Source organism: Treponema primitia ZAS-2, assembly GCF_000214375.1.
GTDB classification, from domain to species: Bacteria; Spirochaetota; Spirochaetia; order Treponematales; family Breznakiellaceae; genus Termitinema; species Termitinema primitia.
In genome coordinates, this window is the sequence record NC_015578.1 from 1,332,466 (window position 1) to 1,350,017 (window position 17,552).

Annotated in this window: 18 protein-coding genes and 1 tRNA gene; 11 read left to right on the forward strand and 8 right to left on the reverse strand. The window is 47.6% G+C overall.

Features of this window, described 5'->3' with window-relative positions; translation table 11 throughout:
* Positions 1 to 23 precede the first annotated feature (23 nt).
* The 4 genes from TREPR_RS05940 (at position 24) to TREPR_RS05955 (ending at position 3,251) form a co-directional block, all read left to right on the forward strand.
* Positions 24 to 1,994: a FapA family protein gene (locus TREPR_RS05940; protein ID WP_015707396.1), complete on the forward strand. Its 1,971-nt coding sequence runs from the start codon at positions 24 to 26 to the stop codon at positions 1,992 to 1,994.
* Positions 1,975 to 2,313, forward strand: a complete 339-nt coding sequence (locus tag TREPR_RS05945; RefSeq protein ID WP_015707397.1) for a hypothetical protein — start codon at positions 1,975 to 1,977, stop codon at positions 2,311 to 2,313. Before TREPR_RS05940 ends, TREPR_RS05945 begins: the two co-directional genes overlap by 20 nt.
* Positions 2,314 to 2,319: 6 nt before the next feature.
* Positions 2,320 to 3,093 (forward strand): hypothetical protein, encoded by a 774-nt coding sequence (locus tag TREPR_RS05950; RefSeq protein WP_015707398.1) that lies wholly within the window; start codon positions 2,320 to 2,322, stop codon positions 3,091 to 3,093.
* A gap of 85 nt (positions 3,094 to 3,178) precedes the next feature.
* Positions 3,179 to 3,251 (forward strand) — tRNA-Phe (locus tag TREPR_RS05955).
* 172 nt (positions 3,252 to 3,423) lie between these two features.
* On the opposite strand, the gene TREPR_RS05960 is transcribed toward TREPR_RS05955, so the two are convergent.
* The gene (locus TREPR_RS05960; protein WP_015707399.1) at positions 3,424 to 4,974 is read right to left on the reverse strand and encodes a bifunctional metallophosphatase/5'-nucleotidase; all 1,551 of its coding nucleotides are present in this window, start codon (positions 4,972 to 4,974) and stop codon (positions 3,424 to 3,426) included.
* Between the two features lie 182 nt (positions 4,975 to 5,156).
* Complete coding sequence (locus tag TREPR_RS05965; protein WP_015707400.1) at positions 5,157 to 5,594, reverse strand: (deoxy)nucleoside triphosphate pyrophosphohydrolase; 438 nt, start codon at positions 5,592 to 5,594, stop codon at positions 5,157 to 5,159.
* Between the two features lie 198 nt (positions 5,595 to 5,792).
* On the opposite strand from TREPR_RS05965, the gene TREPR_RS05970 reads away from it, so the two are divergent.
* Both TREPR_RS05970 and TREPR_RS05975 read left to right on the forward strand, forming a co-directional pair.
* On the forward strand, positions 5,793 to 6,707 hold the full coding sequence (locus tag TREPR_RS05970; RefSeq protein WP_015707401.1) for a leucine-rich repeat domain-containing protein: 915 nt from the start codon (positions 5,793 to 5,795) through the stop codon (positions 6,705 to 6,707).
* Between the two features lie 19 nt (positions 6,708 to 6,726).
* Positions 6,727 to 7,626: a phosphodiester glycosidase family protein gene (locus tag TREPR_RS05975; RefSeq protein ID WP_015707402.1), complete on the forward strand. Its 900-nt coding sequence runs from the start codon at positions 6,727 to 6,729 to the stop codon at positions 7,624 to 7,626.
* Between the two features lie 156 nt (positions 7,627 to 7,782).
* Here TREPR_RS05975 and TREPR_RS19115 read toward each other — a convergent pair whose 3' ends face one another.
* Entirely contained in the window at positions 7,783 to 8,133 is a 351-nt protein-coding gene (locus TREPR_RS19115; protein WP_169313406.1) for a helix-turn-helix domain-containing protein, read from the reverse strand.
* Between the two features lie 177 nt (positions 8,134 to 8,310).
* On the opposite strand from TREPR_RS19115, the gene TREPR_RS05990 reads away from it, so the two are divergent.
* The 3 genes from TREPR_RS05990 to TREPR_RS06000 all read left to right on the forward strand — a co-directional run bounded on the left by TREPR_RS05990 (position 8,311) and on the right by TREPR_RS06000 (position 9,957).
* A complete protein-coding gene (locus TREPR_RS05990) occupies positions 8,311 to 8,622 on the forward strand; it encodes a hypothetical protein (RefSeq protein WP_015707404.1) in 312 nt (103 codons plus the stop codon).
* 50 nt (positions 8,623 to 8,672) lie between these two features.
* A complete protein-coding gene (locus TREPR_RS05995) occupies positions 8,673 to 9,224 on the forward strand; it encodes a hypothetical protein (protein WP_015707405.1) in 552 nt (183 codons plus the stop codon).
* A gap of 391 nt (positions 9,225 to 9,615) precedes the next feature.
* A complete protein-coding gene (locus tag TREPR_RS06000) occupies positions 9,616 to 9,957 on the forward strand; it encodes a leucine-rich repeat protein (protein WP_041611039.1) in 342 nt (113 codons plus the stop codon).
* A gap of 14 nt (positions 9,958 to 9,971) precedes the next feature.
* On the opposite strand, the gene TREPR_RS06005 is transcribed toward TREPR_RS06000, so the two are convergent.
* From TREPR_RS06005 to TREPR_RS06025, 5 genes are all read right to left on the reverse strand, one after another.
* The gene (locus tag TREPR_RS06005; RefSeq protein ID WP_015707406.1) at positions 9,972 to 10,268 is read right to left on the reverse strand and encodes a hypothetical protein; all 297 of its coding nucleotides are present in this window, start codon (positions 10,266 to 10,268) and stop codon (positions 9,972 to 9,974) included.
* Positions 10,265 to 10,576 carry a hypothetical protein gene (locus tag TREPR_RS06010; protein ID WP_041611040.1) on the reverse strand — a complete coding sequence of 104 codons (312 nt, stop codon included), beginning with the start codon at positions 10,574 to 10,576 and terminating at the stop codon, positions 10,265 to 10,267. Before TREPR_RS06010 ends, TREPR_RS06005 begins: the two co-directional genes overlap by 4 nt.
* 200 nt (positions 10,577 to 10,776) lie before the next feature.
* The gene (locus TREPR_RS06015; protein WP_015707407.1) at positions 10,777 to 12,105 is read right to left on the reverse strand and encodes a hypothetical protein; all 1,329 of its coding nucleotides are present in this window, start codon (positions 12,103 to 12,105) and stop codon (positions 10,777 to 10,779) included.
* Complete coding sequence (locus TREPR_RS06020) at positions 12,102 to 12,878, reverse strand: outer membrane lipoprotein-sorting protein (protein WP_041611486.1); 777 nt, start codon at positions 12,876 to 12,878, stop codon at positions 12,102 to 12,104. The genes TREPR_RS06015 and TREPR_RS06020 overlap by 4 nt, the downstream gene beginning before the upstream one ends.
* A 25-nt stretch (positions 12,879 to 12,903) precedes the next feature.
* Positions 12,904 to 15,546: an efflux RND transporter permease subunit gene (locus TREPR_RS06025; RefSeq protein ID WP_015707409.1), complete on the reverse strand. Its 2,643-nt coding sequence runs from the start codon at positions 15,544 to 15,546 to the stop codon at positions 12,904 to 12,906.
* A 177-nt stretch (positions 15,547 to 15,723) separates the two neighbouring features.
* Between TREPR_RS06025 and TREPR_RS06030 the strand changes: the two genes are divergently transcribed.
* Both TREPR_RS06030 and TREPR_RS06035 read left to right on the forward strand, forming a co-directional pair.
* On the forward strand, positions 15,724 to 16,278 hold the full coding sequence (locus tag TREPR_RS06030) for a TetR/AcrR family transcriptional regulator (RefSeq protein ID WP_015707410.1): 555 nt from the start codon (positions 15,724 to 15,726) through the stop codon (positions 16,276 to 16,278).
* 138 nt (positions 16,279 to 16,416) lie between these two features.
* Positions 16,417 to 17,535 (forward strand): tyrosine-protein phosphatase, encoded by a 1,119-nt coding sequence (locus tag TREPR_RS06035; protein ID WP_015707411.1) that lies wholly within the window; start codon positions 16,417 to 16,419, stop codon positions 17,533 to 17,535.
* Positions 17,536 to 17,552: the final 17 nt, after the last annotated feature.

A 17,552-nucleotide genomic window follows, 5' to 3' on the forward strand; every position in this document is an offset into this window, starting at 1 on the left:
GGTCTTAGATAACGGAGCATACCATGGTCGATTTTGTCCAACTGCAACATGTAATGAAGGAACAGTTGGATCAGGACAGGGCCATAAGTGCCGTGGAAGCCCAGGGCCCCACCCTGGATGATGCGGTTTCCCAGGCAGCGGCCCTGCTCAATATCCCCATCCGAAGAATGGAATACGAAGTTACGGAACGGGGCTCAACGGGCTTTATGGGTTCCGGTAAAAAAGACTGGAAGATCAAGGCCTATGAACGGGCCTTTGCTGCAGATGAATCGGCCCAGGATGAATCCTTTGACAATGATGCTGACTTTGAAATTGAAGCCCCGCTTATTCAGGAAAAAAACGGAGAGGTTTTTGTCCATCTGCTCCATGACGGCGCTTTTATCAAAGTTACCCAGCCCATCGGCAAGGGTAAACGGGCTACCGATGCCCAGGCTATGGCAGCCCTGGGCGCCCGGCAGGTAAAGGACATTAACCAGGCAGCGGTCAACGAAGCTGTTAAGGCTGCCACCGGGGAGTATATCCGGGTAGGGGATTTTCAGCATAATTCCGGCGCCGATGCTTCCATGACTGTGGAAATCACGGATCAGGAGATGCGGGCCCTACTCTATGTAACTCCCCCGGGTGAGGGCGGCCATGATATTACCGTGGAAACCTACAAGAACTTTTTAAAGAGCAACCAGGTCTATTACGGCATCGACGAGGAATTTCTGGTGGAATTCGCCGACAACCCTTCTTATAAAGAAAAGATACTTATCGCCGAGGGGGCCCAGCCGGTCAATGGCCGGGACGCCTATTTGCAGTATAACTTTGAAACCGATCAGTCCAAGGTGCGTATTAAGGAAGGGGCCAATGGGAAGGTCGATTTCAAGGACCTGAACATCATTCAGAATGTGGTGGAATCCCAGCCCCTGGCCAAGAAAATAGCCCCGGAACGGGGCGCCCCTGGCAGAACCGTCACGGGCAAGCAACTAGCCGCCCGGGATGGCAAGGACATGGCCCTGCCCCTGGGGAAAAATGTCCATGTGGGAGACGACGGGGTTACCATCATCGCCGATATGAACGGCCAGGTGGTGGAGGTATCGGGTAAAATCAATGTGGAGCCCGTCTACACCGTCCAGGGGGATGTGAACCTCAAGACCGGCAACATTATGTTCCTGGGCACGGTGATCATCAATGGCAATGTGGAGGACGGTTTCTCCGTCCAGGCTGCGGGCAATATTGAAGTAAACGGTACTGTGGAAAAGGCGGAGCTGGATGCGGAAGGGGATATCATCGTCCACCAGGGAATCACCGGCAGCAAGGCCGGCTGCATAATCCGGGCGGGCAAATCCCTCTGGGCCCGGTTCATTGAGAACACCGCAATAGAGGCGGGAAATATGGTAGTAGCCTCGGATGGCATTATCAATTCCCGGGTGGATGCTTTTAAGCGGATCATTTGCCAGGGCAAGCGGGCTTCCATTGTAGGGGGCCGCCTCCGTGCGTCGGAAGAAATCAACGCCAAGGTACTGGGCAGCCCCACCGCAGGGACTGAAACGATCTGCGAAGTAGGGGTGGACCCCAAAACCAAGGAACTGCTTACCCAGCTTTTTGAAAAGAAGGCAACCATGGAAAAACAGCTGGAGGAAATCCAGCTCAATATACAGACCCTGGTCAATATCAAGAAACAGCGTAAATCCCTGCCCGAGGATAAGGAAAGCTACCTCGCGGAACTGGAAGAAAAACGGGTAGAGATCATCACGGATCTGAAAAAGAACGAGACCGAGATAGAAAAGGCCCAGGATTTTCTGGGCAACATTCAAGCCCGGGGCAGGGTTTCCGCATCCGCCAAGGTCTACCCGGGAGTCCGGATTATCATCAAAGATGCCAAGGAGGATGTCCGCACCGAGTACCGGGCGGTCACCTTTGTCCTTGAGAATGGCTTGGTTCAGGTAACCCAATACGAAGAGCCTGATGCTGAGGCAATGCGAGGTCCCGATGGCTATACAACCAATTGACCTGCAAGCCCTCTTTACCCAGCTTGATAAGGTCGGCAAGGAACAGGCCAGTCAGAAACAGGGGCTTCAATTACAGCAAGCCATCCAGGGCGCCCAGATACAGCGAGAAACCGAAGAACGGATCCAATCGGTCAACGAATCCCAGGATACCGGAGACGGCCTTGAAAGGGTCAAGGACCGTTCCGCCAAAAAACACCGGGAATATGCCGGGGGAGGGAAGGGGGACAGTTCCGAAACCGGGGATGATGCCGAAGTGGAAGAGGACCCCTCGATTATCCGCGATCCCGCCCTGGGCAAAAATGTTGATTTAAGCGGGTAGCCTGTAATGACCCTGTCGATTCTTTTATCAGCTGCCAGCCTCATCATTTGCGGTTTTTCGTTTATTTACCTCCAGTCCTATCTCCGCCGCCGCACCGGAGCGGAACGGATTTTGGCGGACTTTGAGGAAGAGGTGGATAAGATCATAGCCGGCATAGACGCCGCCACGGACCGGGATATCACCCTTCTGGAAGATAAGGCCAAGTCCATAAAAGCCCTGCTGGAAACCCTGGACCGACGCATTGCGGCCTACGCCCGGGAACTGGAGCGGCGGAATACCCAGGAATCGGCCCTGAACACCCTGGCCGGAGAAGGCTCAAAAAAGACTGCCGCCCTCCAAACCGAAAAAAACTACGCCGCCCTAGGCCGCGGCCTCCGGTCCCTGACCATAAACCCCGGCCCGGAGACAGCGCCCCCGGGAGCGCCGCCCCCACAAGCTGTACCCGGCTCACCCTACCCACCGGCCGCCGGCGGCCCTGGACCCAATTTAACTGGTTCCAACCCAATCGAGCCCGGTTCCGCCCGGGAGCCCCAAGTTGAAGCCGGTCCCGAGGCCCCTTCCTCGCCCCGGTTTACCCGTTCTCCAACCCAGCTTAAACCCAAGGCCCCCCTGACGGAGCGGGTAAGCGAATTGTCCCTGAACGGCTTCTCCCCAGAAACCATCGCCGCCCGCCTGGGGGTAACCATAGCCGAAGTAGACCTTGCCCTGGCCATTTCAAGACGGGAAGCCCGGCGGGGAACAGCCCCTGAGGGCAATGTCACAGACGACAATCCATCATAATGCGTGTCGATTGAAGGACCTTTTTTTCTGGGCCTTAATAACTATTGACTTTTTTTTTACTTCCGGGTATAAAGGTATTATTCAAGCCACCTTAGCTCAGTTGGTAGAGCAAAGGACTGAAAATCCTTGTGTCTAGGGTTCAATTCCCTGAGGTGGCAAATATCAATAGTAACCGAGAAAATCAGAGAAAAGTCAAAAAATTCTAAATCTCCAAGAAAAGCTGGGAATTGAACCGGAGCCCCCGCCCCACGAATGTGGGGAAAAGGCGCCATAAAAAAACCGTCCCGTCCGGAAACCGGACAAGACGGCATTTAACAAATGCAGAAAGTCCTAAGGGGCAATGCCCCCGATAACCTTAAGCCGCCCGTCGGTGGAGGGGGTAATAACGCCGCCCTGGGCGCGGATATATTCCACCACCACGTAGGAAAGCAGAAGCGAAGTGTTGAAGGGGTTTTCCGACTTGGTCATGGCCACATAACCGTCGCCGCCGCCCAGAAGGTAATCGTCGGTGCTGAAACGGTAGGTCTTGTTGGGATCAACCGGTGCGCCGCCTATGGTCAGGTCTTTAACCACCCCGCCCTCCACAGTCTTGTCAATGGTAAAGCGCACTTCACTGGAGACCTGGGGGAAACCGCCTGCGCCCTGGGGGATGGTGCCGATAAACTTGAAGAGCTCCAGGATATCCGATCCCTTAAGGGACACGATAAAGAGGTAGTTCTCGAAAGGCAGCACCGTGAGGATCTGTTCCCGGGTAAGCTTTCCCTTGGGAAGGCCGGTACGGATACTGCCGCCGGCGTGGAAGACAAAATCCAGCTGCTGGTTAGACACGGTCTTGAAATACCACGCCTCGGCATCGGTAATCATGTTTCCGATGGCGGTTTCCTGATACCTTGTAAGCCGGTTCCCGAAGACAAATTCCGCTGAGGCTTCCCCCACCACTTCTTTAAGGCTGGCATTGGCTTTTTCGATATAGGGGGCCAGCATTTTGACCACTTCCGGATCCGGCTCTATCGCGATGGGCTTCCAGGCGAAGTCCAGGAGCTTCCCGTTCTGAACGGTAAGTTTCCCGTGGCCCACATATTTTCCCCATTCGTTGGCGGAAACTATCCAGGTGGACCCCACCTTTATGGGCGCTTCCAGGTAACTATGGGAATGGCCGTCTACGATGATGTCGATACCGGGAACCGCCGCAGCCACTTCCGGGGATATAATATGATCCGCCGCTTCCTTTATGTTCCCGATGTGGGAAACCATTATCACAATATCAACCTTTTCCTTGTTCCGCAGTATATCTACCACTTCCCGGGCAGCCTCGATCTCGTCGATAAAGGTCAGGCTCTTGTCGGGGCTGGCGATAATTTTGGTCCGCAGGGTGGTAAGGCCGAAGATCCCCACGGTAAAGCCGTCATATTTTTTGATAAGATAACGATTCCCCCCCAGGTACTCTCCGTCGGGGGTTTTGATGTTGGATGAAACAAAGGGGAATTGGGCCAGCCCAATCTGCTTGAGCAGTTTTTCCTGATTGCCGTCGAATTCATGGTTGCCGAAGATTCCCGCATCATAGCCCATGATGTTATAGCCCAGGATATCCGGCTCCGCGGCAAACATATTGGAAAGGGCGCTGCCTGTATTGATATCCCCGGCGTCCAGCAGAAGTACCTGGGGATTGGTTGCCTTTACCGCCTTGATATAGGCCGCCACTTCCGCAAGCCCGCCCCGCCCGCCATTGGGGAGAATAGACCCATGATGATCGTTGGTATGGAGCAGGGTCAGCTCGTAGGTCTTTCCCCCACCGCGATCCCCCGCCCCCCCGGCAAATAGGGGCAAGCCCGCCAAAGACAACAAGACCGCTACACTTAGAAATTTCGCCATAGATTTCATAAATTCCTCCTGATTATATGCTATGTTGGCTTAAGTATATAAAATTAACGGTTCTTTGTCTCTACTGATGCCTGACCTCCACCCTTAGGCGCTTCACCAGGTCACCGATATCGAGAGCCCTATGATCATAACCCAGGAAGAGGAGGCTAAGCTTGTCCCCCTTGACGTCCAACGGTATCAAATCATGGTCGATACGATAAACCTGTTAAGGCTCCGCAGTCTATATCATCCATTAATTTCTTGACTATGGGCAAATCTGCCGCAGCCCATTCAACACGTAGTAAATCCATTTTTTTTAGCCACACAAAACTTTTATGCTCTTTCAGTGTAAACGTACAATCATTTACCCTGCATAAAAAGCTATGTAGGGTAATTTCAAAGTCCGGATAACTATGATCTACCGTCATGTAGAAATCCTGCTCCCGGATATTAATATCCATGGCTAGTTCTTCATTAAGCTCCCTCATCAACGCCTGGCAATGAGACTCCCCCGGTTCAACCTTCCCGCCGGGAAACTCAAACTTGTAAGAAATATAATCATATTTACCCGCATCTTTTTGCAAGCAAAGGATTTTCCCGCCGAATGTTATAATACCCGCAACAACTTCCAGATGTTTCATAAAAAATATAAAATAAGATCCGGTAATTTTTTCATATCTGTAATTCCCTTTATCACAAAACTATGGATTAATCCAAATGAATTGTCAAGTAAAACTCACACCCCGACCACCGGGGTTGGACAAAAGTCGCCATTTAGGTATATACTAATATCAGGAAGGAACCATGGTTGTATGGGAGTATCATAAAGGAGGTTTGAGATGAGAAAATTTTTTGTTTTACCAATATTGGTTGGCTTAACCACATTAGTGATTTCGCAAGAATCGGGTTTAAAGACGGATTTTACAAATCCGTCTTCACTACCGTTAGTGAGAAATGGAGATTATGTAATACGCGGGACAGTTTTGGTTCAGTATACAGGCAGGGACGCTGTACTCACTATTCCGGAATCATTAGGAATAACAGAGCTTGGGGATGCTGCTTTTTCACATTCAAGATTAACTGATATAGTCATTCCGAAATCTGTAAAAAAAATAGGTATAAGTGCTTTTGCATCATGTTACTCACTTAAAAATATTTCTTTTGAAAACGGGATTGAAGTAATCGGAGATAGTGCTTTTACAGGGTGTTCAAATTTAATTAGAATTTCTTTCCCGGATAGCCTGAAAGTCATAGGGGCTAAAGCCTTTAGTGGTTGTTTAAAACTTGTGCGTATTACCCTTCCGGCAAATATGCTATATATTAGTTCTTCGGCGATGGACGATTCTTATTATGACAATAATAATGCCAATGGAAATTTATATTATTCATATTATATGGCAGGACAACAGGCAGGGGTGTATAATTACTCACCAGGATTCAGATCGTGGTATATTGGAACGAACCCGGTACCGCAGGCAGTTCTGATTACTGCTGGTTCTGTTTCAAATGTGACATCAAACGAGGCATGGTTTATGATCCAGCTTCCTGCTGAAGGGTCTTTATTAACAGCATTTACCGGGGGATCTCGCGGCGATCCTTATATAACTGTTTATTCTATCAATGGTTCTAAATTAGGGGATGATGATGATAGTGGTGGCAATAATAATGCTAAGATTGAGCTTATGGCTACCGGCATAACTTATATAAAAGTAACCAGAGGTCAAAACTACACATTAAATGTACGTGTTGAATAGTATGAGCTGTGGTTGTTAAATGAAATGCCGTACATTTGTATTGGGCGGTTTGATTTTATTTCTTGCTCTGCTGTTTTACGGGCCGTTTGAATCATTCAAATTGCTGTGGGTAAATACCGCAATGTACTCAAGTAATTTCAAATGGCTTGCAAAATTAGTGTATTCTGATAATTATATTACAACAATACTTGAACAAAACGATATATCCAAACTTGAAAAAATGGATATTTCCAGAATAAATATATTGAATAATAACAGCTTATATTTTGCAGAGGTGAAAGGTAATTATTATAAAGGCTTTATCATAAAGATTGAAAATCCGGCACGGCTTAATTTAGTTTGTTCAAACAATAATTATGGGAAATTACTTGAAGAGTTGGTATGGGAAAATGGTGCATTGGGTGGCATTAATGCTTCTGCATATTCCGATGATACAATGAGAGGTATTGTTTGGGGAACAACAATTATTAATGGTAAAATAACCAATATGGGTAAAAAGGATGTCTTGCATACAATAGCAGGGATTAATCAAGATTATAAATTAGTAATTGGATATTTTACCAATGAGGAAATTTTATATCAAGACTATTTGTGGGCCGTTGAATTCGGTCCAATTCTTATTATTAATGGTGAAAAAACAATATTGTCGGCTTATTCGGGCGGAATTGCGCCAAGAACAGCAATTGGCCAAATGAAAGACGGATCGGTATTACTTGTGGTAATTGATGGAAGACAAATTGATAGTTATGGAGCAACCTTTCAAGATATCCAGGAAATTATGTTTGCGAATGGTGTAATTAATGCTATTTGTCTGGATGGGGGGTCTTCATCAACGATTATGTATAACGGAAAAGTGCAAAACAAGCCGTCGGGTGACAAGAATGAACGGTTATTGCCTAATGCGATTATCTTTAAATGATAATCATAAAGTAGTCGTGTGCTGGCAACCAAAATCGAATATCTGGATATACGTCTGGAGGAGATAAATGGTGCGTATTATGAAAAAATATCGCCAAAAAGAGAAGGCGCTTAAAATTAAATAAACCCATCCGGTCCCTTCTATGGGGCTGGGTTTTTATCTCTTTTTACCCTGTGGGCTGGATTCTTTGTCGGGGACCTTGCCCATTAATTCCAGTGAGGAGTTTACCAGGGAGGCCATATCGACGGTCAGTTTATCGACAATCCCTTTAATGTCTGCGGCAACAGGGTTTTCAGGGCTAAAAAGGTCCCGAACTTCCACCCCCAGGGCATTGGTTAGCCTCACCAATATATCCGGATGCGGCCACCGTTCGCACCTTTCAATAGATCCAAGGTGGGTTAAAGAAATATCCGCTTTTTCCGCCAGAACCTGCTGTGAAAACCCGCGAAATGCCCTAAATTTTTTTAAATTATGGCTCAAAAGAGCCCGCAGGCTATCACCGTCCACTATGACGTACCCCTCCAAACAGGATAATAAAGGCCTCTTGACTATTGATAAACTTACAGATAAGGTTTTTAACAGCCTTATTTAGGTATATTTTAAATTGTTCAAAGGTCGCCCGGCAGGAGACCTCAAAGGGCTTTAAGGTCAATATAGTGGTTCAGACAGGAGTCGGAGGTAGGTTTGACTAAGAATACCAGAAAAAAATCCCAGGCTAGTGAAGGAAAAACAAAAACCAAGGCCACACAGGAAGAAATTGACGAATTCCCCGCTCAGATCAGCAATCTAATAGGTCAGGTTACCAATAGTGGAAGCGGGATAGTGGGGGAGGCTACCCGTAAAATCAAAGACTTGGCCGGGGATGAGAGTCTCAAACCCATTTTCAAGGAACTCAAGGAATATCTTAAGCGGAACGGTAAGCCTTCACCGTCATCCTTATTTAATCTTTTTGACAAATTTTCTATGCCGAGAACTGATCGTGAAATTATATTTTAACAGCAGGAAAAGGCTGTCGTAAGATTAAATATTAAGAAGGAGAGCATATTATGAGCGAAGGAAAAGTTAAAGCGCAGGACAAGGTTTTTTGTTTTGCGTACATCGGAGGAACTTTTTTGAAAAAGATTATTTGTATTATTTTTATCGGTTTTGCAGTCATTTCGTTATTTGCAGAAGAACCAAAAAAATTTGCAAGTGGTACCTTTTTCGGTGGGCCAAATTGGTATAAAGATACTCTCAACACTGATCGTACGGAAGCCGGTGGTGCTGCAATAGGAGTTGATGTAAATTTTGTATCGAAACCTGGACTAGCTGTTTCAATTGGGGGGTTTGATAGATTCCAAAATAACTATGGATCATGGCCTGTAGTTGAAGTTGGCATGGGATATTCTATGAATTATATAGAAAATGTATCTATCGACGCATTTTTAATGTTTATTCCGGATATTTTTATTGGTAACACATCAATTGGACCTAAGTTTAGATTTACACATTGGTTTAGAGATATTGGAATAAATATTCAAGTTCTTCATTATATTCCATATACTTATGATTGGGGAAATATGACTCAATTACGATTCGGTATTTCCGTGAGAATTTAATTGTTTGAAGTTTAATTCCCTTATCGTTTTAATATAAAAATAGGGAGTATTTTTACTGATTATTATAAAAATAGTATTCTGAAGTCATTTTCCAGTTTATGCCCTCCATAATAGTATTAGAAGGCGATTGGTGTAAGGGGGCGGACCAATAGGCACCGACACTTTTTTCAGTACCAGCGGTGACCGGGTAATTAATCTACCCGCCAAGGGAAGTACAGAGGCACGATTTTTCAAGGTAAGTATCAAGGGCTATACCCCGCCTCTGAATGTCAGAATTGTCAGTGTTAATGGGATTATTTCAGAAGCCTCCAACGAAACTGGGTATATGCGAGTTTTAAACCAGACAGAGCATTACGCTTTACCGGAAGAAACAGCCAAGCGATAGGCGGTATTGGATAAGGCCACTGCAAGATGGCAAGAGGAGTATGGCAGACAGCCGCTCATCATAAAGGATGGAATTATAGCTGAATACAAAGGAAGTGAAAAGGATGTTACGATACCATTGCAGATTTGGAATATCCCAGTCACTGGGATAGGCGATGAGGTTTTTAAAGATAAGAGGTTAACTAGTAACACTATTCCCAATAGTGTTACTTCTATTGGGAATAGTGCATTTGCTGGTAATCAATTAACCAGTATTATTATCCCTAATTGGGAGCGGAAAAGGTGTCTGGCACTAATTTTGAAAGCGGGAGGGGGGATTTCCCTCTTCCCGCTTTTCAATGAGGAGTGAGGAATGCTGTGGAGTTAATCGACCGTAATCATCGCAAGAAACTGTTCGGGGCTGACAGTCGGAATTTCCGACTGGGCAAAATCTCCGGCATCTCTGGTTGTGATATAGCTTGCCGCGAGCCGTTCTCCGGCGGTGAACTGCACGCAGTCCTCAAAATCGGTCCAGGCAAGGTCGATGGCCCGGCGGATTTCCACGTCGGTTACGGCGGCGATGTCCACGGTTTCAAGCAGCGCTTTAAGCCGCGACATAACCAGCTTTTTATGCCTGAGTATGACGTCAAGGGCACTATTGGTGTCGAGCAATACGTTCATAGACCGTATTTGTCCCTGAGGCGCATTTCGCGGATATCCTTGTGGGTAAGGGTTTCCGGCGTTACGCCTTCGGGGAGCCAGCTCCAGTCAAGTTCGACCGGCTGGTCCAGCAACTGCCAAACCGGGTTAGTCTTGCGCCTCTCGGCCATCTCGGCCCATTGCGCCCGGGTCACCTTGGGCAGCGGTTCCTTAGGGTCGGCTTTGGCGGGGGCTTTATGGGTAAGCTGATCGATAAAATCGAAAACCTGGGCTATATAAGCGGGGGGAAGCCCCTCAATTTTCTTCAAAAGCAATTCGATGTCGGACATACGTACCTAACTTTCTTTAATTTAACGCTAAAATCATCGAATTTCAAGGTTCAAAAGGCGCCTGTTTCAATGTGGGTGGCTAAGAAACAGTCCGTATCCCATGGCGCACCTCGCGGTCGGTTTTGAAGTCAAGCGCAGAAACCCATCAAAATCTGAATGACATAGCTGATTGCACTCATGATTGAGCCTCTGGTGGACTTTCAAAACGTATATACCAAACCAACTTTCACAAAGCTGTTGCCGTGGTATTGCCCTAGTTGGCCGTTTTTATCCCCACCAAAAATACCGGCAGCCAGTTCAAGTTGAACATCTTGAATCGTCCAATAAATGCCCCCCGGAACGATGAGAAAGTCTTTGGTCTCAATGCCACAAATGCCTGTGGCGCGGACTTCAAGTTCATCCCGGAGGAATTTTTTTGAAAGTATAGCGCTTATGCGGGTACTGGTCAGTTCACTGCCGGCTTCAATGTCAAGAAGAGGGTCATCGGAAACTTCATCGTTCATAAGATGGATGGATTCGTTGCATTGCAGGTTCAGGTTGATGCCCCAGAACAAATCTCGGTCAAAACCGAGGGACCAGGCAATCGTGGGATTGTACACCGCGCCATCGTCTCCGTCGAGGTCGCCGGTAAGGTTTGTGGCGGCTTCCGCACGAACATTAAAGCCTGCGATTACCTGGGCATAATCAAGGCCTATCTGATGGTAGCGGTTGTAGTCAAGGGCGATGCCTGCGGGAATAGCTCCGGTGAAGGTAATGGCGGCGGCTGGCTGGTACATCCGTCCGTAGAAATACTGCGCTCCGATATCCGCAGGCCCAATCGTCGTGGTAAAGCGGGCGCCTGCCTGGGCATACTTCAAGGTGTTAAGCTCATCGTTTGACGGGCGGGTAACTGGCAATGGTGAGGTGGAGGATTGTGCCCAACGCCCTGATTCGGCAAAACGGTGGGGCGAAAACCACGGCAATAGGACCGCTTCAATTTTTGAAAATGAACCTGCATGATAAGAGGCATGAATCATCGGCTGGGCGAGTTTAATCTCCATACTGTCAGCGATGTTAGTAAAACTGCGGTAATCATAGGGGTTTATCACGTCCAGGGGGCCCATGCTGTCCGCCTTGCCCCATGTCAGTTTTCGCAGGCCGCCTTCTATTTCAAAATCGCCGAACCATGTTTGCAGATAGGCTTCATCCAGGGTGACAGAGCCGAAGGTGAATGTTTCGTCCGGCGGGTTTACGTTCAGGTTGATGGCCCCTTTTACGTTGGCGCCCTGGGCCTCAAAATTGAGCCTGCCCTGTAAATTGCCGTCCAGGGCGGTATCTAAGGGTTCGTCAAATTCCCTGACATAGCCCAGTAATTCCATGCCCACTTCGCCGGATACCGAGACGGCAAGCGGAGAGCCGCCGCCCAGGCCGCCGAACCCGGCGCTCCCGTCATCGGCAATGTCTCCAAAACCGAAACCTTCCTGCGCCGCCAGGGGGAATGAAAGGATGCACAGTAAAACAAGCACCCATGAAAAAAACCGCTCTTTCATCTTGCTCTCCCAGTTTCAAGATACGCCGTGGTAAATACCCCTTCAGGGATTGGGTCGTCGTATTTGATGATGTCCATGTAGATGGTGGTTGAAGTTCCGGCGCTCACCGTACTTACCGTGGTTTGGGTGGCGGTTAAACGTCCCTGAACCTCTTTGAGGTCGCCGCTTTCCATTGTTTTTAACAAGGCGCCCCGCCGATCATACATTTCGCTTTTGTAAACAACGCTGGTGCTTTTATCTATCCATGAAATGGTTTTGGAATAGGGAAAATCGCTGTCTTTTGGGACCGACTGAATAACGTAACAGGTTGCGCCGTTCAGGGTTTCTTCCCGCACTATTGTGTTAGTGTCTTTTTCGGCGCCCCGGTTCATCAAAGACATATCGTCGTAGGAAAAATCGGTTCCCATAAAACTGCCCCCGCTTTCCGATGCGGCGATGCGGCGCACTTTTCCAAGGTTGGGCAGGAAAATCCACCGGTCGCTGCCCCCTGCGGATTTGTCGATGGTGAGAAAGCGTGTACCCCGAACCGATGCGGGGCTTTGAAAGACCACCACGGTGCGCTCGTTTCCCTCTGCGTCGTCCTTGGAATACTGGTCAATATTGCGCTCCGTGATGGCGCCATTCTTTGCGGTAATAACCATGCGGGAACGGGACGATTGGGTGTCGGCGCTTATGCGGTTCCGGGCCGCCCGGACTATTGCTTCGGCATCCTGGGCAAACAGGATACCCGTTCCCATAATCAGTGATACAACAAGTAATGAAAATCGCTTCATAATTTTACTCCCATACATATTACTTTCACCCCTCATACGAGGCGATGATTTTCTTTCCATAAATAAACTTTGGCTTTATCGTTACCAAAAGCGCGGGTATTACGGTAAGGCTTAAAAAGGCGGTGATAATCATTGCCAGGGCGACTAAAAGGCCTAAGTCGGCGATGATCCGAAACCTGGAAAAGGCAAGCACCGCAAAACCACCGCCAACGGAAAGGGCATTGACAATAATTGCCTTGCCGGAGCTTTTAAAGGTACGATGCAAGAAGGCGTTTGCATCAGTGTCCTTGTTTCCGGCAAGGTATTCCCGTTTAAAACTGTCCATAAAATGGATCGTGTAATCAATGCCGATGCCTACGATGAGGCTGGCAATAATTGCGGTCCCGATATTGAGCTTAATGCCCAGGAAACCCATGATTGCGAAATTACAGAGAACAGCTATTATAATTGACAGGCTGCCGATTAGGCCCGCTGCCAGGGACTTGTTAGAAAGGGCGATGATAATAAATACCATCAAAATAGAAATGCCAATCGTAATCATTTGGGAATCAACTACTAAATCAGTAATCGCCACTTCCAGGGCTGATCCGCCGCCTAAAATAAAGCGGATCGTATCGGGGAATAGTTTTGAAGCATAGGCATTAATGGTATCAATCACCTGCACGGTGTCCTTACAGCCGGTGGTCCGCATCTGAATCGTAGATTTTATCGCTGTCGGTTCGATGGGATCGTTGGAATAATCGGTATTGTCCCCTGAAAGTAATACTAAGTAATTGGCAATAAGCCCTTCCAGTTCGGCGTCAGTGGTTTTGCCGTATTTTTCCGGGTCCCGGGGAATTTCGTAATACGCCATGCCTTCGTAATTTGTCCGCCTCTTGAGTTCCCGTACCAGATCATTGGCGTTCATATTCACTTTTGTTCCTGCCGCCGAATCAAGCAGGGCGATTAAATCTGCTGATGAAAGTTGGGCTGTCAGAAGATCGGCGTTTCCATCGGAGAAAACAGGGTCCGTTAAAGGGTCGCCCACCGGTTCACTTTCATCAAAGCCGAAACTGTCAAAACCAAAACTGTCACCTTCTTCATCCCGGATTATGGTAGAATAATTAGCAGCAATTCTGTCCGGGCTTTCATCGGCATTAAATACCTGGTTGATACGTTTAACCATGTCGCTGAAACCCGCTGCTTTTCCGACAAGGGGTTCCCGCTCCATAAGTATTGTCGAAAGGTCATCCATTGCGCCGAGTACCTTGGGGTCCAGCAGAGCTTCCGTGCTGTCCGCCTCAAGCACCATACTTATGCTTTTTGATCCGCCGAACTTTTCACGGATAAACCGGTCTGATTTCACTATATCCGTATTGTCATCAAAAAATTCTACCAGAACATTATCAATGATGAGCTTTGAGCTTCCATAAAGGGCGATTACGGTTAGTAGTATCGTACATACCAGCACAAGCCGCCGCCGCATCACCAGGGAGAAAAAACCCTGCTCGATTGCTGCGTCCCAATCCCTTCTCTGTTTTTCATTTTTGTGTTTTGTTTTTAGCTCTTTTGGCCCCCGGATTAAAAAACACGCAGGGATCAGGGTTACTGCCACAATAAATGCGGCAAATACCCCCAGAGAGGTAACGACGCCAAATTCAAACATCGGAACAACCGGTGTAAAGCAGAAGGAAATAAAACCCGCCAAGGTGGTCAGGGCGGCAAGAAAAACCGGTTTAAATAAACGTCGAACCAAATCGAATACTATCTGCCGGTGTTTCTCGGCAGTTAATTTTCTTTTCCCCGTTTCTTCATAATAATGGGTTACAATGTGAATTCCGTATGCGCTCCCTACAGCTACAAGAAGAACGGGAACTATCATTGAAAGGATAGAAAGTTTAATGCCCAAAAATGGCATAACACCCACGGACCAAATGGTTGCAATCAGTACCGTTAATGTTGGAAGAATAATACCGGACGCGCGGTGGAACGCAAAAAATAATACTCCCAGCAGCACAATAACCACCAGGGGAATGAGCAGCACAATATCATCGTTCATAGCTTCGGAGATGGTGGCGCTTATCACCGGATCTCCTGTGATATACACCGTGGCAAAGCCGTCAAACATTTCATGCGCTGTATCGCGGACCTTAAAGAGGGTTGCGATAACCTCAGGTTTTCCGGCATCCGCTTGGGGTACATCAATGGGTATCAAAATCTGTGTTGAGCTAAGATCGTCAGAAACCAGGGACCCCTGGTACAAATCCCATGAGGCAATCCGCTGTTGTAAAGCGGCAATTTCTTCGGCTGTCCCGGAAAAATCTTCCCCCACCAAATCGGTAACAACAATCGTGTCGCCTTCAGCGGTAATATAATCGGTGGTCATAATTGAAGACACATCATCGATAAATTCAAAGCTCTGTATTGTGGAGATATAATCCCGAATACGGGTTAGGAATACCGGGTCAAATACCGATCCCACCGGGCGTTCAAGCCCGACCATAATCGCCGCAGAATTGCCGAAGGTTTCTTCAAAGCGATCGGAAATAATACGCGACTGGTGGGTCGCGGGCAAAAACCGGTAATTGTTGTTGTCTAATTCCGTGCGCGGCAGCTGCAGCGCAAAGAACACGGTGATGAGGGCTATCACTCCCACAATCACTTTTGGATACTTAAAGAATTTTTCCATTGTTCCATATCTCCTTTACTGTTCGCTTGCCATTGTTGACATAGGTGAATATAAAGGACATAATGCTTAATAAGCAACAGACAGTTGTTTTAAAAACGTTGAGATGTCAACACAATACGCTGTAGTGTTGGTTTTGCGATATTATTTGTTGTTTTGTTAGGAAAAAAAGGTGAAAATATGGAAACCAAACAGAACCGGAAGGTGTTGTATACCAAAAAAGTGTTGACAGAAGCGCTTGTAAACTTGATGCAGGAGCGATCTATTGCGGACATATCGATCAAAGAGCTATGCGCCCTTGCCGACATAAACAGGTCAACCTTCTATGCACACTACAAAAACCAATACAGCATTCTACAGGAATTAGAGGATGCGGCCATTAAAACTTTCGAGCAGATAGTCGGCAAATATGTGCTACAATCCCCAAAAACTGCCTTGTTACAAACCATCAAAGAGTCGCTTGACCTCACCGCCGACAACGTTAATTGGGTAAGGGTTTTATTAAGCGAGCAGGGGGATATTCATTTTCAGCGGAAACTGTTCAGCCTTATCCTGAAAAATGAAATGATGAGTTTCAAAAACGATGAACAACTTGACGATATTACCAAGGAATACTACCTTACTTTTGGGCTAAACGGCAGTGTCGCCCTGGTTCAGTATTGGATAAAAAACGGCATGAACATCCCCAAGGAAAATCTCGCCCATATGCTCCTCAAACTGAACCTGCAGGATTGAAACGCAGGTTTTGAATTAAACTATTGAAATACCCATAAGAAAATGCTAAACTGCTGTCAAAGCGAATATCTTATGATGTCAGGCTTAGCTTATTTTTTTCTATAATACAGAATTATTTTATTCTGAAAGAGGTGTTTTATGAAAATACGTAGAGTATCAAAAGTTCTATTGGCGATTCTTCTTGCTGCCTTTATTGGCTGTGGGACCTCAAACAAGGCTGTCGAAAACACGGTGGTTCAGGAAGCTGTTGTCTATGTTGAGCTTCAGGGAACCGTGGCTTCGGTGGATAAATACGGAAATGTCCAGACCGACATCAGCGTAGAAGCCCTTGCAGAGGCCGGGTACGAGCTGGGGGATATAGTTACCGTACAGGCTGGGAATATAAACGACCCGGCGCCATATGTAAGCACCTATAGCGATGTCAACCGCGGCAATCTTCTGATCAATCTCTCTGATGGAAAGGTGCAATTGGCTATTAATTACGGAAACCTGAGCGAACGGGGGGGTATAACTGTAGGCAATGCAGTTACCCTGAATTTGGCAAAAAAAGGAGCCTACCGGGCCGAGTATGAGGTCCGTCACCTGACGGAGAGCGAAAAACGGGAGGATTATCCCAGTGACGCGGCCTTTGCCAACTTCCGGGAGGTCAAATATGGGGCCATTAGTTCCCATACCCTGTACCGCAGCCGGCACCCCGCCTCCGGGGATGCCAAGGCGCCCTATGCCGCAGCATTGGATGAAGGGGCGGGGATCAAGACCGTGATTAACTTGGCGGATAACGCCGAAGAATTTGCGCAACGGGCGGCATCTTCTCCCTGGTACCAGAAACTGGCCGATGGGGGAAATATCATTTACCTGAGCATGGGGGTTGATTTTGGAATTCCCGACTTCCAGGGCAAGCTCAAAACGGGATTGCAGTATCTTATTAGCCATGAAGGTCCCTACCTTATCCATTGCAATGAAGGCAAGGATCGGACCGGTATGGTCGTCGCCCTCCTGGAGGCAATTTCTGGCGCCACCATTGCGGATATCAAGGCGGATTATATCGCAAGTTTTGTCAACCAATACGGCATTAAGAGCGATGAAGAGCGGTACAGCATTATTTCCCAGGCCATCGTGGATATTCTCCAGGAAATCAATGGGGGGATCGTGGTAAATGACCGGAACCTCCGTCAGACAGCGGAAAATTACCTTACCGGTACCATAGGCCTGAGCGCCCAGGAACTGGCAAGCCTCAAGGCGCGTCTTTCAAAGTAGGAATACTGTCCCTAAGC

Coding starts and splice junctions, on each gene's coding strand:
- TREPR_RS05940 (WP_015707396.1), top strand. CDS start 24: ATGGTCGATTTTGTCCAACTGCAACATGTAATGAAGGAACAGTTGGAT.
- TREPR_RS05945 (WP_015707397.1), top strand. CDS start 1,975: ATGGCTATACAACCAATTGACCTGCAAGCCCTCTTTACCCAGCTTGAT.
- TREPR_RS05950 (WP_015707398.1), top strand. CDS start 2,320: ATGACCCTGTCGATTCTTTTATCAGCTGCCAGCCTCATCATTTGCGGT.
- TREPR_RS05960 (WP_015707399.1), bottom strand. CDS start 4,974: ATGAAATCTATGGCGAAATTTCTAAGTGTAGCGGTCTTGTTGTCTTTG.
- TREPR_RS05965 (WP_015707400.1), bottom strand. CDS start 5,594: ATGAAACATCTGGAAGTTGTTGCGGGTATTATAACATTCGGCGGGAAA.
- TREPR_RS05970 (WP_015707401.1), top strand. CDS start 5,793: ATGAGAAAATTTTTTGTTTTACCAATATTGGTTGGCTTAACCACATTA.
- TREPR_RS05975 (WP_015707402.1), top strand. CDS start 6,727: ATGAAATGCCGTACATTTGTATTGGGCGGTTTGATTTTATTTCTTGCT.
- TREPR_RS05995 (WP_015707405.1), top strand. CDS start 8,673: ATGAGCGAAGGAAAAGTTAAAGCGCAGGACAAGGTTTTTTGTTTTGCG.
- TREPR_RS06005 (WP_015707406.1), bottom strand. CDS start 10,268: ATGAACGTATTGCTCGACACCAATAGTGCCCTTGACGTCATACTCAGG.
- TREPR_RS06010 (WP_041611040.1), bottom strand. CDS start 10,576: ATGTCCGACATCGAATTGCTTTTGAAGAAAATTGAGGGGCTTCCCCCC.
- TREPR_RS06015 (WP_015707407.1), bottom strand. CDS start 12,105: ATGAAAGAGCGGTTTTTTTCATGGGTGCTTGTTTTACTGTGCATCCTT.
- TREPR_RS06020 (WP_041611486.1), bottom strand. CDS start 12,878: ATGAAGCGATTTTCATTACTTGTTGTATCACTGATTATGGGAACGGGT.
- TREPR_RS06025 (WP_015707409.1), bottom strand. CDS start 15,546: ATGGAAAAATTCTTTAAGTATCCAAAAGTGATTGTGGGAGTGATAGCC.
- TREPR_RS06030 (WP_015707410.1), top strand. CDS start 15,724: ATGGAAACCAAACAGAACCGGAAGGTGTTGTATACCAAAAAAGTGTTG.
- TREPR_RS06035 (WP_015707411.1), top strand. CDS start 16,417: ATGAAAATACGTAGAGTATCAAAAGTTCTATTGGCGATTCTTCTTGCT.